Raw genomic sequence first — 14,543 nt, forward strand, 5'->3', positions numbered from 1 at the left:
GTTGGACCTAACCTATATAAATCAAGATTATAGAAATTAAAAAGAGCACCTACATGGTGCTCTTTCACTCTTATTTCCCGATACGTTTTAGTTCAAATGAACGTATAACACTTAGCCTTCTAGTAAACTTTTACCATTGATAGCAATCTTACGTGGTTGCATTGCTTCAGGGATTTCACGTTCTAGGTCGATATGTAGAAGACCATTTTCCATACTTGCGCCTACCACTTTTACATAATCAGCCAGTTGGAATTTACGTTCGAAATCACGTTCTGCGATACCTTGATAAACGTAAGTTTTCTCTTCTTCTGTTTTGCGCTCACCTTTTACAATCAGCATGTTCTCTTTCTGAGTCAGATCTAATTGCTCATCAGCAAAACCAGCAACCGCCATGGTAATACGGTATTTATTCTCGTCTTTTTGCTCGATGTTATATGGCGGGTAGCCACCAGAAGTGTTCTTTGAAGTATTTGCTTCCATCATATTAACTAGACGATCGAAGCCAATTGCGTTGCGGTATAGTGGAGTGAAATCTACAGTTCTCATAATGCTATCCTTTTAGTAAGCAATAGTCTTAGCTGTTAATATTACTGGGATCGAGTCTGTGCGTGATCCAGTAATCAACTAAGAGATTCAGTTGGCATTCCACGGGTTTCACTTTCTTTAGTGACAACTCTGGGACATGTCCATGAATCAATATCTAAATTGTGTGCTGCTAAAGTTATCCTCTCTTGAGCGATACTTCGTCAGCGGCTATGAAGGTTCTGTTTCTTCTCTTGTTGAGCAAGACAGTCATCCTCTTCACAAATAGATATGTGGATTGAGCAAATCAGTTTCAAGGGATTATTTTCAATTATTTTTATAATCTAATATTTTTCAACCAGTTACAGACATAAAAAAGCACCGCCAATAGGCAGTGCTTTCAATTAGTTAATCGTTTAGATTTGGACTACACATCCAAATTGGCAACTTTCAATGCATTCTCTTCGATAAAGTTACGACGAGGTTCAACTTGGTCACCCATTAGTGTCGTAAACAATAAATCTGCACCAACTGCATCTTCAATGGTTACTTGCATCATACGACGAGTTTCAGGATCCATAGTTGTTTCCCAAAGTTGATCTGGGTTCATCTCACCTAGACCTTTGTATCGTTGTAGGCTTAGACCACGACGAGACTCTTTCACTAACCAGTTCAGAGCTTCAACAAAAGTAGATACGGCTTGAGTACGCTCGCCACGCTTAATGTAAGCACCTTCTTCAATCAAACCTTCAAGAGCCTCAGATAGCGCAGCTAGTTTACCAAACTCTTTTGAGTTAATTAGGTCGATGCTTAGTACGTGCTCATGAGTTACGCCATGTGTACGAACTACAATCTTAGGAACACTTAAGCCTAGCTCTTCGTGTTTTTCAACTTCAAGAGAATATTGGCTCGCACCTACTTCTTTAGCATTTAGCTGCTCAACAAGCTGCTTACCCCAAGCTTCTACTGCAGCTTCATCATGACACTGCTCAGCAGTTAAGCGAGGCACATAAATCATTTCGTGAATCAGTGCGCGTGGGTAACGACGGCTCATACGATCAACAAGCTTAATACCAGCATTGTATTGATGAACAAGTTTCTCTAGACCTTCACCTGCAAACGCTGGTGCTTCAGGGTTTACATGCAATTCTGCGTTATCTAAAGCCAAAGATACTTGATACTGGTTCATTGCATCTTCATCTTTGATGTACTGCTCTTGCTTACCCTTCTTCACTTTGTAAAGCGGCGGCTGAGCAATGTAGATGTAACCACGTTCAATCAGTTCAGGCATTTGACGGTAGAAGAACGTCAGTAGCAGCGTACGGATGTGAGAACCATCGACATCGGCATCGGTCATGATGATGATGTTGTGGTAACGCAGTTTATCTGGGTTGTATTCATCGCGGCCAATACCACAGCCAAGAGCTGTGATTAGCGTTGCTACTTCTTGAGAAGAAAGCATTTTATCGAAGCGCGCTTTCTCTACGTTAAGGATTTTACCTTTAAGCGGTAAGATTGCTTGGTTCTTACGGTTACGCCCCTGCTTAGCTGATCCGCCAGCAGAGTCCCCTTCCACAATATATAGTTCAGACAGTGCAGGATCTTTTTCCTGACAGTCAGCAAGTTTACCTGGAAGACCGGCTAAATCTAATGCGCCTTTACGACGAGTCATTTCACGAGCTTTACGCGCTGCATCACGAGCACGTGCTGCATCGATAATTTTCGAACAAACGATTTTCGCTTCACCTGGGTTCTCAATTAGGAACTCAGACAGTTTCTCACCCATTGTAGACTCAACGGCAGACTTCACTTCTGAAGAAACTAGCTTGTCTTTGGTTTGGCTTGAGAACTTAGGATCTGGCACTTTAACCGAAACAATCGCCGTCAAACCTTCACGAGCATCATCGCCTGATGTTGAAGTCTTCGCTTTCTTCGAGAAGCCCTCTTTGTCCATGAAGCTATTCAAGGTACGCGTTAGTGCAGCACGGAAACCAGCTAAGTGAGCACCGCCATCGCGTTGAGGGATGTTGTTAGTGAAACAGTAGATGTTTTCTTGGTAACCATCATTCCACTGCATCGCAACTTCAACGGTAATACCGTCATCACGCTCTGAATCAAAGTGGAAAATCTTCTGGATGATTGGTGTTTTGTTGGTGTTAAGGTGTTCAACAAACGCCTGGATACCGCCTTCGTATTCGAAGTGATCCATTTTGTCTTCTTCGCGTTCATCAATTAGCTTGATTGAAACGCCAGAGTTCAAGAATGACAATTCACGTAGACGCTTAGCTAAAATATCGTAATGGAACTCGATATTTGTGAAGGTTTCTTCACTTGGCCAGAAACGAATCTCTGTACCTGTTTTATCCGTGTCACCTACAACTGCTAGTGGTGCCTGAGGCTCACCGTGGCTGTATGTTTGAGTGTGAATTTTGCCACCGCGGTGGATAGTAAGAGTAACTTGCTTAGATAATGCGTTTACTACTGAAACACCAACACCGTGCAGACCACCAGAAACTTTGTACGAGTTATCATCGAACTTACCACCAGCGTGAAGAACCGTCATGATTACTTCTGCTGCTGATACATTTTCTTCTGGGTGCAATTCAGTTGGGATACCACGACCGTCATCGCGTACTGACACAGAACTATCTTCGTGGATAGTTACAATGATGTCATTACAGTGACCAGCTAATGCTTCATCAATAGAGTTATCTACCACCTCAAAAACCATGTGGTGCAGACCGGTACCATCATCCGTGTCGCCAATGTACATTCCAGGACGCTTACGTACCGCATCCAGACCCTTCAGTACTTTAATACTCGATGAATCGTAATTATCTGACATAGTTACTCTCTGACTAATTATCCTTGCTCTATTTTGCCATGTTCCACATGAAACATCTTGCTGTTTTCTTCATGCATGTCTGCAATCTGCTCAGCAGTAATAGAGCTTACAAAAACTTGAGCCCCCGTCTTTTTAAAGCAATCCGCTAAACGGGCGCGACGTTGGCTATCTAATTCGGAAGCGAAGTCATCTATCAAATAGATGCACTGCTTACCAGTCATTTCCGTTAAATGTTGACCTTGCGCGACACGCAATGCACACACCATTAACTTCAACTGACCTCGTGAAAGTACATCTTCAACAGGTGTACCATTCACTTTAATCTTTAAATCCGCTTTATTTGGTCCACTAAACGTGTAACCAAGTTGCTGATCTCTTTCAAAATTCTTCTCTAATATTTCGGCATAGGGCGTATCTTTATCCCAGCCTCGATAGTAGTTCATCTGAATGTCGTATTCAGGCAGAAAGGTCGCACAAATTTCTTGAGCGATATTCTTAAGTTGCTCGATGTAATCTGATCGCCACTGGCTAATATTTTCAGCTAAACGTGCTAACTCTTGATCCCAATAACTAAGCTCTCTGTAGTCAGTCGCCGTTTTCAATAACGCATTACGTTGTTTGTTTAGACGCTTTACTCGACCCCACGCTTCGTAAAAAGCAGGTTCACTATGGAAAACACCCCAATCAATATAAGCACGGCGGTTTTTCGGACCGTCGGTTAGTAAATCAAACCCTTCGGTATGAATCAATTGCAAAGGTAATACTTGGGCTAATTGAGCGAGTTTTTGCCCAGATTGACCGCTTATTTTAACCTCTGTCGTACCATCACGCTGCTTATTAATGCCTATTGGTAGCTCAAATTGATCCGATGTCATAAAACGACCATGTACGAACAACTCGCTACAATCATTTTGAATGATGCGTCCAGTTAAAGAGCTCTTGAAAGAACGACCATGTCCGAGCAAATAGATCGCTTCAAGAACACTGGTTTTTCCACTTCCGTTAGGGCCTATAAGAAAGTTAAAGCCTGATGACAGTTCAACGTCACAGGCTTCAATATTTCTAAACTGCTTTACGATTAAGCGCGATAACGGCATGAAATCATCATATTCTGACTAAACCTTTACAGACGAATCGGCATAACAACGTACATTGCACTGCTATCTTGAGCATTCTCTATCAGAGCACTGGCATTGGCATCTGACATCGAAATACGGACCTGCTCACAACGCAATGTATTCAAAACATCCAATACATAACTTACGTTAAAGCCAATCTCTAATGCATCGCCATCAAAGCTCACATCCAATACTTCTTCAGCTTCTTCTTGCTCTGGGTTATTCGCCGTAATACGCATTTCACTATCAACTAAGTTAACACGTACACCACGGAACTTCTCATTAGAAAGAATAGCGGCACGAGAAAATGCTGAACGCAGTTCATCACAACTTGCTTCTAGTGTTTTAGTCGTGTTTTGAGGCATAACTCGACGATAATCAGGGAAACGACCATCAACAAGCTTAGAGGTGAATACGTAATTATTTACTTCTGCACGCAGGTTTGAAGAACCAATTTGCAAAGTCACCGGCTGTTCTGGTGAATCCAGTAATTTCACTAATTCTTGCACGCCTTTACGTGGCACGATGATCTGCTTTTGAGCAAAGTCTGCGCCTAATGCAGCTTCAGATACCGCCATTCGGTGACCATCGGTTGCTACGCTGCGTAAAATTGAACCTTCAATTTCAAACAACATACCATTTAGGTAATAGCGTACATCTTGGTTGGCCATTGAGAATTGAGTCTTCTCAATCAAGCCTTTTAATTCAGCTTGAGTAACTGATACTTCCACTTCGCTTTGCCAATCTTCAATATTCGGGAAGTCAGCAGCAGGTAATGTCGCTAAAGAGAAGCGGCTACGGCCAGAGCGAACTTGAATACGATCGCCTTCTAACACAACGGTAATAATTGAGTTATCCGGAAGCCCGCGGCAAATATCTAAAAACTTACGAGATGGAACAGTAATGTTGCCTGCTTCAAAATCCCCTTCAAGAGTGACACGGCTTACCAGTTCAACTTCAAGATCCGTCGCTGTCATCGACAAAACATTGTCTTCTACTTTAATCAGTAGATTCCCTAAGATAGGGAGCGTTGGTCTGCCGCCTAATGCGCCTGATACTTGCTGAAGTGGCTTAATTAAGTGACTACGTTCAATGGTAAATTTCATATCTAACTCTTAACGGTATAAATAATTCGGTCTTAGGATGGTAAGAATACTTCGAATTAAGAAGAAAGGGTACGAATCAAATTCGAATAGTCTTCTTTAATGTCGTGGCTCTCTTCGCGTAACTGAGCAATCTTACGACAAGCGTGTAATACCGTTGTATGGTCGCGACCACCAAATGCATCCCCAATCTCAGGCAAGCTATGGTTAGTCAATTCTTTTGCGAGTGCCATCGCTAATTGACGCGGACGAGCAACAGAACGTGAACGACGCTTAGACAATAAATCTGCCACTTTGATTTTGTAGTATTCCGCGACAGTCTTTTGAATATTATCAATGGTGACTAGCTTTTCTTGCAGAGCAAGTAAATCACGCAGTGCTTCACGAACAAAATCTATGGTAATAGGACGACCAGTGAAATTCGCATTCGCGATAACCCGGTTCAATGCGCCTTCAAGCTCACGAACATTGGATCGCAGACGTTTAGCGATAAAGAATGCTACTTCATCTGCCAAGTGAATTTGGTGGTCTTCTGCTTTTTTCATCAAGATCGCAACACGCGTTTCTAATTCAGGCGGTTCAATAGCAACCGTTAGACCCCAACCAAAACGAGATTTCAAACGATCTTCAACACCGTTGATCTCTTTCGGATAACGGTCAGAAGTAAGAATGATCTGCTGATTGCCTTCAAGAAGAGCGTTAAACGTATGGAAGAACTCTTCTTGAGATCGTTCTTTATTAGCAAAAAATTGAATGTCATCAATAAGTAATGCATCAACACTGCGGTAGTAACGTTTAAATTCTTCAATTGCGTTATTTTGAAGCGCTTTCACCATATCTTGAACAAAACGCTCAGAGTGCATGTAAACCACTTTAGCATTCGGTTTATTATCGACAATGGCGTTACCTACCGCATGCAATAAGTGTGTTTTACCTAGACCAGTTCCACCATATAAGAACAATGGGTTATAAGCCGTTCCTGGGTTATCCGAAACCTGACGAGCCGCCGCCAAACCAAGTTGGTTTGATTTACCTTCAACAAAGTTGTTGAACTTGTGTTTCGGGTTTACGTTTGAACGGTGGTTTAGATCTACCGCTACAGGCTCTTCATCACGCCATATATTGTGAACAGGTTTGCGAGCCTGTAATTGGGCAGGTGCAGATGACTCAGCAGCCACATCCGCAGCCGTTCGCGCGCGAGTTGGGGTTGCTGGTGCGGGTGTCGGTGCAATAACGCGTTTACTGCCAATCTCAAAATGGAGGTGTGGGATATCATTACCACAGTACTCTTGGAGTAAGCGGTTAATGCTATTTAGGTACTTATCACGTACCCAATCCAGTACAAAACGGTTTGGGGCAAATAGAGTTAGAGTATTGTCATTGAGTTCCGCTTGTAACGGACGTACCCACATACTAAATTCTGTAGCTGGTAACTCTTCTTGAAGCTGTTGCAGGCATTGCAACCAAAGCGAAGACGACACGATGCACTCACTCTATTTAAGTTATCTGAAATGACTGGCAATTTTACCTGTTGATAAAACAGATCACCAGCAATTGATCACAGATCCAGTGAATAAGATCGAAGTTATTCACAATATTTAAGGGTAATTCCCGTTGATCCACACATCTTGCCCTTACTTTACTCACATAAGGATCCACTTATGCTCAGATCTTCGTTAGTTATCCCCAAATCTCGAATACCATCTAGTTATGGTTAATAACATCTGGTTATTTATTCTATTGAGCATTTTCCCAGTAACATCCTGCTCTATAAATATAAGGAGTTACCAAATGAAAAACTGGATTAAAGCTGCAATTGCAGTAATCGCACTTTCTGCTGCAACAGTTCAAGCTGCTACCGAGGTTAAAGTTGGTATGTCAGGTCGTTATTTTCCATTCACTTTCGTAAAGCAAGACCAACTACAAGGCTTTGAAGTTGATTTGTGGGATGAGATTGGTAAACGTAATGACTATAAAGTGGAATACGTAACAGCAAACTTCTCTGGTTTATTTGGTCTACTTGAAACAGGTCGTATCGATACGATTTCAAACCAAATCACCATTACTGAAGCGCGCACGGCAAAATACCTGTTTGCTGACCCATATGTAGTCGATGGTGCACAAATTACAGTACGTAAAGGTAATGACAGTATTCAAGGTATTGAAGACCTTTACGGTAAAACAGTCGCAGTTAACCTAGGTTCTAACTTTGAACAACTGGTTCGTAGCTATGATAAAGAAGGCAAGATCAACGTAAAAACTTACGATACTGGTATCGAGCATGATGTGGCTTTAGGTCGTTCTGACGCGTTTGTTATGGATCGCCTTTCAGCTCTCGAGCTAATTAAGAAAACTGGTCTACCTTTACAACTAGCCGGTCAACCTTTTGAAACCATCGAAAATGCTTGGCCATTCGTCAACAACGACAATGGTAAGAAACTACAAGCAGAAGTAAACCAAGCACTCGCAGCAATGCGTGAAGACGGCACACTAGCGACTATTTCGACAAAATGGTTTGGTGCGGATATTACTAAGAAGTAATTACTCACTTATCTAGTTAAAGCCCACTGCTTATCGTTTGCGGTGGGTTTTTGCGTTTTTACTTCTAGCTATTTATACAAAATAACAATAAGAGAGCCGTTATGGGTTTTGATTTCAATTACATGCTGGAGCTATTGCCAATACTTCTAAAGTATTTAGGTACCACCATGGAGATGGCTGTGTGGGGGCTATTTTTCTCCTTAATTCTTTCACTGATCCTAGCCAATATTCGTGTATTTAAAATTCCGGTATTGGATCAGCTCAGCCAGCTTTACATCAGCTTTTTCCGTGGCACACCACTCTTAGTACAATTGTTTCTGCTTTATTATGGGTTGCCGCAAGTATTTCCAATTCTCGTCGGTTTAGACGCTTTCAGTGCAGCTGTCATCGGCTTAACTCTACACTTTGCCGCTTATATGGCTGAAAGTATTCGTGCTGCGATTATCGGCATTGATCGTAGCCAAATGGAAGCTAGCCTATCTGTGGGAATGACTACCCCGCAAGCAATGAGACGAATCATACTTCCACAAGCAACTCGTGTTGCCCTACCTTCATTGATGAATTATTTCATCGATATGATTAAGTCGACATCTCTCGCCTTTACTCTAGGCGTAGCTGAAATTATGGCGAAAGCGCAGATGGAAGCATCATCAAGTTTCCGTTTTTTCGAAGCTTTTTTAGCCGTAGCACTGATTTATTGGGGAGTAGTAGTCATACTGACTCGCGTTCAAATATGGGCAGAAGCCAAGCTCAATAAGGCGTATGTACGATGATCAAATTAAAAAATATCCACAAGCAGTTTGGTGACACTGAAGTACTCAAAGGAATCGACCTAGAAATACGTCAAGGTGAGATAGTTGTCGTCATAGGTTCTAGTGGCACTGGTAAGTCTACATTACTACGTTGCGTGAACTTTTTAGAGCAAGCCAACCAAGGTTCGATCTCTATCGACGACATTACTGTTGATACTCAAAAGCACACCAAATCAGAAGTGCTGGCTTTACGCAGGAAAACAGGATTTGTTTTTCAAAACTACGCACTATTTGCGCACCAAACGGCCAAACAAAACATAGCCGAAGGCTTGATTACCGTTCGAGGATGGAAAAAAGCACAAGCTCATGAAAAAGCACAACAAATACTAGATGATATTGGTCTTGGAGATAAAGCAGACAGCTACCCTGCCGCGTTATCAGGCGGACAACAACAACGTGTTGGAATCGGTCGAGCAATGGCACTTCAGCCCGAGCTTTTACTGTTTGATGAGCCTACATCAGCCCTTGATCCTGAATGGGTTGGAGAAGTACTTAACTTAATGAAAAAGCTCGCAAATCAACACCAAACCATGCTGGTGGTCACTCACGAAATGCAGTTTGCTAAAGAAGTCGCGGATAAAGTGATCTTCATGGCTGACGGACACATTGTTGAGCAAGGCTCTCCACAGGATATATTTGGTAATCCACAGGATCCAAAGTTAAAAAAATTCTTAAATAAGGTCGGGATCGAGTAAGGATCCTTGTGATTTAACTCATAGTACGTATAATCCCCCGACCGGAATTTTAGTTAACCCAATCATTGACACTTTTTGTGACAGTGATTACAATTCCGCCTCTTTGTTGAGAGGCGTCGGTTTTCCTTTCTTATATAAGAAGAGAAAAAATGCCCACGCCGGGTTTAACAAAAACCTAAAACTACTGATCAGTAAGGTAATTACAATGAAACGCACTTTTCAACCTACAGTTCTAAAGCGTAAGCGCACACACGGTTTCCGTGCTCGCATGGCTACTAAGAACGGTCGCGCAACAATCAATGCACGTCGTGCAAAAGGCCGTAAGCGTCTTTCTAAGTAATCTTTGATTATTTTGAATAAGCTAGCCTTCGGTCGGGAGTTACGCTTGTTAACTCCCGAGCATTACCAAACCGTCTTCAAGCAAGCTCATAGAGCCGGCTCCCCTCATTTCACCATCATTGCTCGTAATAACTCTCTTTCTCATCCTCGTCTTGGATTAGCTGTTCCGAAAAAGCAGATTAAAACTGCTGTAGGTCGTAATAAATTTAAACGTCTTACGCGTGAAAGCTTTCGTAACAATCAACATCAGCTTCCTAACAAAGATTTTGTTGTAATAGCCAAGAAAAGTGCGCAAGATTTAAGCAATGAAGAAATGTTTAAGCTCTTAGATAAATTATGGCTTCGCCTGTCTCGCCCTTCGCGTGGATAGCGCTAATACCCATCTATTTTTATAGATGGTTTATTAGTCCACTCATCGGCCCACGCTGCCGATTTACTCCAACCTGCTCTTTATATGCGATAGAAGCGTTGAAAGCTCACGGTTTTGTAAAAGGGTGTTGGTTATCAGGCAAACGTCTATTAAAATGCCATCCTTTGAACGAAGGGGGCTTTGACCCCGTTCCACCAGTCCAAAAACAAGACAGAGATTAATAACGATGGATTCTCAACGTAATATCCTGTTAATCGCGCTGGCATTGGTTTCTTTCCTACTTTTCCAACAATGGAACGTAGCTCAGAACCCAGCACCTCAAGCGGTTGAGCAGGCACAATCTAGCAGTACTTTACCTGCACCATCTTTTGCTGATGATTTAGATCCGGCTCCGGGTCAAATGGCTTCTGCAAAAACAATCACAGTAACAACTGATGTTCTGACTCTGTCAATTGATACGGTTGGTGGTGATGTCGTTACAGCAAACTTGAATGACTACTCTGCTGAGTTTGATTCTGAAGATACTTTTGTTCTTCTTAAGAATGAACCAGGTCACCAGTTTATCGCTCAAAGTGGTTTAGTTGGTCCTCAAGGTATCGACTTAAGCAGCACAAACCGCCCAAGCTACACGGTTTCAGCTGAAGAATTTACACTTGCTGATGGTCAAGATGAACTACGCATCCCAATGACTTATCAAGCAAACGGTCTTGATTACACGAAAACATTTATCCTAAAGCGTGGCAGCTACGCAATGGATGTTGAATATGATGTCGTGAATAACTCAGGCAATAACGCAACATTTGGTATGTACGCGCACCTACGTCAAAACGTTATGGATGACGGCGGTAGCCTTACAATGCCAACTTACCGTGGTGGTGCTTACTCTACGGAAGATACGCGTTACAAAAAATACAGCTTCGACGACATGCAAGATCGCAACCTGTCTCTTAACCTAGCAAACGGTCAAGGTTGGGCAGCGATGATTCAGCACTACTTTGCAAGTGCTTGGATCCCGCGCGACGAAGCAGGCAGCAACCTTTACACTCGTGTCATTGGTAACCTTGGCGACATTGGTGTTCGCATGCCGAACAAAACCATCGCAACGGGTGACCAAGCGAGCTTCAAAGCAACGCTTTGGGTTGGTCCTAAACTTCAAGATCAAATGGCTGAAGTTGCACCTAACCTAGACCTAGTTGTTGACTACGGTTGGTTATGGTTCATTGCTAAACCACTTCATACTCTGCTTTCATTCATTCAAGGCATCGTTGTGAACTGGGGTCTGGCAATTATCTGTCTAACTTTCATCGTTCGTGGTGCTATGTACCCGCTAACGAAAGCTCAGTACACGTCTATGGCGAAAATGCGTATGCTTCAGCCTAAGCTGACAGCAATGCGTGAGCGTATTGGCGATGATCGCCAACGTATGAGCCAAGAAATGATGGAGCTTTATAAGAAAGAAAAAGTAAACCCACTAGGTGGCTGTTTACCTATTCTTCTGCAAATGCCTATCTTCATTTCGCTTTACTGGGCACTAATGGAGTCAGTTGAACTGCGTCACTCACCGTTCTTCGGTTGGATTACTGACCTTTCAGCACAAGACCCGTACTACATCTTGCCACTTCTAATGGGTGCTTCAATGTTCCTAATTCAGAAGATGAGCCCTACAACAGTAACGGATCCAATGCAGCAGAAGATCATGACCTTTATGCCGGTTATGTTTACTTTCTTCTTCTTGTTCTTCCCTTCAGGTCTTGTTCTATACTGGTTAGTATCGAACATTGTAACTCTGATTCAGCAAACTCTAATCTACCGAGCGCTGGAAAAGAAAGGCTTACACTCTAAGTAAGACTGACTTGATAAAGACATAAAGAAAGGCGACCAAAAGGTCGCCTTTTTGTTTTGGGCTGATTACAATTCAGCTAATTGAATTAAATGTTGGGTAGCAAAGCGCTCCAACTTCTTAGCAGGCACAACTATGACTACAGATACGATTGTTGCTCAAGCTACCGCGCCAGGACGTGGTGGTGTCGGTATTATCCGAGTATCAGGACCTAAAGCCGCACAAGTTGCTTTAGAAGTAACAGGCAAAACTTTGAAACCTCGTTACGCTGAATATCTTCCGTTTAAATCTCATGATGGTATTGAATTAGACCAAGGCATTGCCTTGTACTTCCCTAACCCACATTCTTTTACCGGTGAAGATGTCTTAGAGCTTCAAGGACACGGTGGTCCTGTAGTTATGGACATGCTTATCAAGCGCATTCTGACCATTGCAGACGTTCGTGCCGCACGCCCCGGAGAGTTCTCTGAACGTGCATTTTTAAACGACAAGATGGATTTAACTCAAGCAGAAGCCATTGCTGATTTAATTGATGCTAGTTCAGAAGAAGCGGCAAAGTCAGCATTACAATCACTGCAAGGTGAGTTTTCAAAACGTATCAATACCTTAGTTGAATCTCTTATCTACCTTCGTATCTACGTTGAAGCCGCAATCGACTTCCCTGAAGAAGAAATTGATTTCTTAGCCGATGGTAAAGTAAGTGCCGACTTACAAGCCATCATTGATAATTTAGATGCCGTTAAGCGCGAAGCAAACCAAGGCTCTATCATGCGTGAAGGCATGAAAGTCGTTATTGCAGGTCGTCCTAATGCGGGTAAATCGAGCTTATTGAATAGTCTATCGGGCAAAGACTCTGCGATTGTGACCGATATAGCCGGTACTACCCGAGATGTGTTGCGAGAGCATATCCATATTGAAGGCATGCCACTGCATATTATTGATACTGCAGGTCTACGTGAAGCGTCCGATGAAGTAGAAAAAATTGGCATTGAGCGAGCTTGGGAAGAAATAGAACAAGCTGATCGCGTTTTATTTATGGTTGATGGCACCACAACCGATGCTACCGACCCTAAAGATATTTGGCCTGATTTTGTTGATCGTTTACCAAGTAACATTGGCATGACAGTGATCCGCAATAAAGCGGATCAAACCGGTGAAGACCTAGGGATCTGCCACGTAAATGATCCAACCCTAATTCGTTTATCCGCAAAAACAGGGGAAGGCGTTGACGCTCTGCGTAATCACTTAAAAGATTGCATGGGCTTTGCGGGTGGTAATGAAGGAGGCTTCATGGCACGCAGACGACACCTAGATGCCCTAGACCGAGCATCTCATCATCTTGATATTGGACAGCAACAATTAGAAGGTTATATGGCCGGAGAAATTTTGGCAGAAGAACTGAGAATAACTCAGCAACACCTTAATGAGATAACCGGAGAGTTCAGTTCAGACGATCTACTTGGGCGTATCTTTTCTTCTTTCTGTATTGGTAAATAGTATTTGGGAGATGGCTAACATCATAACCATCTCCTCTAAAAGGGAATTATATGATTCAAATAATTACAGGTAGCACTCTTGGCGGTGCCGAGTATGTAGGTGATCACCTCAGTGAACTTCTTGAAGAACAAGGGCACCAAGTTACAATTCACAACCAACCCGACTTTCATCAAATAGCAGCTGAAGGCTCTTGGATAATTGTAACTTCGACTCATGGAGCAGGCGAATTTCCAGATAATATCAAACCTTTTATTCAAGCTATCAAAGATACAAACTCTGATTTCTCCGCAATAAAATTTGCTGTTATTGCGCTTGGTGATTCGAGTTACGATACCTTTTGCTCTGCAGGCAAAGAAGCATTTACGCTAATGGAAAAGATGAAAGCTCAACCACTAACACCATGTTTCACTATTGATGTACTTGAAGTACCTGTACCGGAAGATGCGGCAGAAGAGTGGTTAAATAGCTGTATTAATCAGTTCTAAGTGTGAATTACGAACAAAAGAGTGGCTGATCGCCACTTTTTTTATACCTAAAATTTATTTTGTGCATAACTTTTTCTTAAAAAACTCTACAAATTTCCTTAATTCCTTCATTTCTCCTGTGGATAAATACATACTTAATCGGTGATTAACCTATAGTTATCCAAATAACAACTTTATCGGTATTTCTCCCTTGTGTATAAGTAGCTATTTTGATCCCAGGAAACCCTCAGCCAGATCAAAGTTAGATCACATCATTTGATCTAAAAAAGATCCATGATCTTGTTGATCATTTTCTAGTTATCCACAGAAGTCATCGATCCTAATAATAGATCCAATAAAAGATCTCTATAAAGATCTTATATATATTAATTAAAAA

The 14,543-nt window shown here is 42.2% G+C and carries 14 protein-coding genes; 9 read left to right on the plus strand and 5 right to left on the minus strand.

Annotated features, from left to right (window positions below; translation table 11 throughout):
• Positions 1-111 precede the first annotated feature (111 nt).
• The 5 genes from L4C37_RS20960 to dnaA form a co-directional block, all read right to left on the minus strand.
• Complete coding sequence (locus L4C37_RS20960; RefSeq protein WP_137375436.1) at positions 112-546, minus strand: Hsp20 family protein; 435 nt, start codon at positions 544-546, stop codon at positions 112-114.
• A 403-nt stretch (positions 547-949) separates the two neighbouring features.
• A complete protein-coding gene (gene gyrB, locus L4C37_RS20965; protein WP_137375435.1) occupies positions 950-3,367 on the minus strand; it encodes a DNA topoisomerase (ATP-hydrolyzing) subunit B in 2,418 nt (805 codons plus the stop codon).
• A 17-nt stretch (positions 3,368-3,384) separates the two neighbouring features.
• A complete protein-coding gene (gene recF / locus L4C37_RS20970) occupies positions 3,385-4,464 on the minus strand; it encodes a DNA replication/repair protein RecF (protein ID WP_273293818.1) in 1,080 nt (359 codons plus the stop codon).
• A gap of 26 nt (positions 4,465-4,490) precedes the next feature.
• Entirely contained in the window at positions 4,491-5,591 is a 1,101-nt protein-coding gene (gene dnaN, locus L4C37_RS20975) for a DNA polymerase III subunit beta (RefSeq protein WP_137375433.1), read from the minus strand.
• Between the two features lie 56 nt (positions 5,592-5,647).
• The gene (dnaA, locus tag L4C37_RS20980; protein WP_137375432.1) at positions 5,648-7,069 is read right to left on the minus strand and encodes a chromosomal replication initiator protein DnaA; all 1,422 of its coding nucleotides are present in this window, start codon (positions 7,067-7,069) and stop codon (positions 5,648-5,650) included.
• A 310-nt stretch (positions 7,070-7,379) separates the two neighbouring features.
• On the opposite strand from dnaA, the gene L4C37_RS20985 reads away from it, so the two are divergent.
• From L4C37_RS20985 to mioC, 9 genes are all read left to right on the plus strand, one after another.
• Positions 7,380-8,129, plus strand: coding sequence for an amino acid ABC transporter substrate-binding protein (locus L4C37_RS20985; protein ID WP_429769844.1), 750 nt, complete (start codon positions 7,380-7,382; stop codon positions 8,127-8,129).
• A gap of 101 nt (positions 8,130-8,230) precedes the next feature.
• On the plus strand, positions 8,231-8,902 hold the full coding sequence (locus L4C37_RS20990; RefSeq protein ID WP_137375430.1) for an amino acid ABC transporter permease: 672 nt from the start codon (positions 8,231-8,233) through the stop codon (positions 8,900-8,902).
• The gene (locus L4C37_RS20995; protein ID WP_171735842.1) at positions 8,899-9,636 is read left to right on the plus strand and encodes an amino acid ABC transporter ATP-binding protein; all 738 of its coding nucleotides are present in this window, start codon (positions 8,899-8,901) and stop codon (positions 9,634-9,636) included. The genes L4C37_RS20990 and L4C37_RS20995 overlap by 4 nt, the downstream gene beginning before the upstream one ends.
• 205 nt (positions 9,637-9,841) lie before the next feature.
• Positions 9,842-9,976 carry a 50S ribosomal protein L34 gene (gene rpmH / locus L4C37_RS21000; RefSeq protein WP_004735800.1) on the plus strand — a complete coding sequence of 45 codons (135 nt, stop codon included), beginning with the start codon at positions 9,842-9,844 and terminating at the stop codon, positions 9,974-9,976.
• Positions 9,977-10,021: 45 nt separating this feature from the next.
• On the plus strand, positions 10,022-10,345 hold the full coding sequence (gene rnpA, locus L4C37_RS21005) for a ribonuclease P protein component (protein ID WP_240701792.1): 324 nt from the start codon (positions 10,022-10,024) through the stop codon (positions 10,343-10,345).
• Positions 10,312-10,566 carry a membrane protein insertion efficiency factor YidD gene (gene yidD, locus L4C37_RS21010; protein ID WP_137375427.1) on the plus strand — a complete coding sequence of 85 codons (255 nt, stop codon included), beginning with the start codon at positions 10,312-10,314 and terminating at the stop codon, positions 10,564-10,566. Before rnpA ends, yidD begins: the two co-directional genes overlap by 34 nt.
• Positions 10,567-10,571: 5 nt before the next feature.
• Positions 10,572-12,191 (plus strand): membrane protein insertase YidC, encoded by a 1,620-nt coding sequence (yidC, locus tag L4C37_RS21015; RefSeq protein ID WP_137375426.1) that lies wholly within the window; start codon positions 10,572-10,574, stop codon positions 12,189-12,191.
• A 129-nt stretch (positions 12,192-12,320) separates the two neighbouring features.
• On the plus strand, positions 12,321-13,682 hold the full coding sequence (gene mnmE / locus L4C37_RS21020) for a tRNA uridine-5-carboxymethylaminomethyl(34) synthesis GTPase MnmE (protein ID WP_137375425.1): 1,362 nt from the start codon (positions 12,321-12,323) through the stop codon (positions 13,680-13,682).
• Between the two features lie 50 nt (positions 13,683-13,732).
• Positions 13,733-14,167: an FMN-binding protein MioC gene (gene mioC / locus L4C37_RS21025; protein WP_137375424.1), complete on the plus strand. Its 435-nt coding sequence runs from the start codon at positions 13,733-13,735 to the stop codon at positions 14,165-14,167.
• Positions 14,168-14,543: the final 376 nt, after the last annotated feature.

This window comes from Vibrio kagoshimensis (assembly GCF_050337535.1).
Lineage (GTDB): Bacteria > Pseudomonadota > Gammaproteobacteria > Enterobacterales > Vibrionaceae > Vibrio > Vibrio gallaecicus.

Coding starts and splice junctions, on each gene's coding strand:
- L4C37_RS20960 (WP_137375436.1), bottom strand. CDS start 546: ATGAGAACTGTAGATTTCACTCCACTATACCGCAACGCAATTGGCTTC.
- gyrB (WP_137375435.1), bottom strand. CDS start 3,367: ATGTCAGATAATTACGATTCATCGAGTATTAAAGTACTGAAGGGTCTG.
- recF (WP_273293818.1), bottom strand. CDS start 4,464: ATGCCGTTATCGCGCTTAATCGTAAAGCAGTTTAGAAATATTGAAGCC.
- dnaN (WP_137375433.1), bottom strand. CDS start 5,591: ATGAAATTTACCATTGAACGTAGTCACTTAATTAAGCCACTTCAGCAA.
- L4C37_RS20985 (WP_429769844.1), top strand. CDS start 7,380: ATGAAAAACTGGATTAAAGCTGCAATTGCAGTAATCGCACTTTCTGCT.
- L4C37_RS20990 (WP_137375430.1), top strand. CDS start 8,231: ATGGGTTTTGATTTCAATTACATGCTGGAGCTATTGCCAATACTTCTA.
- L4C37_RS20995 (WP_171735842.1), top strand. CDS start 8,899: ATGATCAAATTAAAAAATATCCACAAGCAGTTTGGTGACACTGAAGTA.
- rpmH (WP_004735800.1), top strand. CDS start 9,842: ATGAAACGCACTTTTCAACCTACAGTTCTAAAGCGTAAGCGCACACAC.
- yidD (WP_137375427.1), top strand. CDS start 10,312: ATGGCTTCGCCTGTCTCGCCCTTCGCGTGGATAGCGCTAATACCCATC.
- yidC (WP_137375426.1), top strand. CDS start 10,572: ATGGATTCTCAACGTAATATCCTGTTAATCGCGCTGGCATTGGTTTCT.
- mnmE (WP_137375425.1), top strand. CDS start 12,321: ATGACTACAGATACGATTGTTGCTCAAGCTACCGCGCCAGGACGTGGT.
- mioC (WP_137375424.1), top strand. CDS start 13,733: ATGATTCAAATAATTACAGGTAGCACTCTTGGCGGTGCCGAGTATGTA.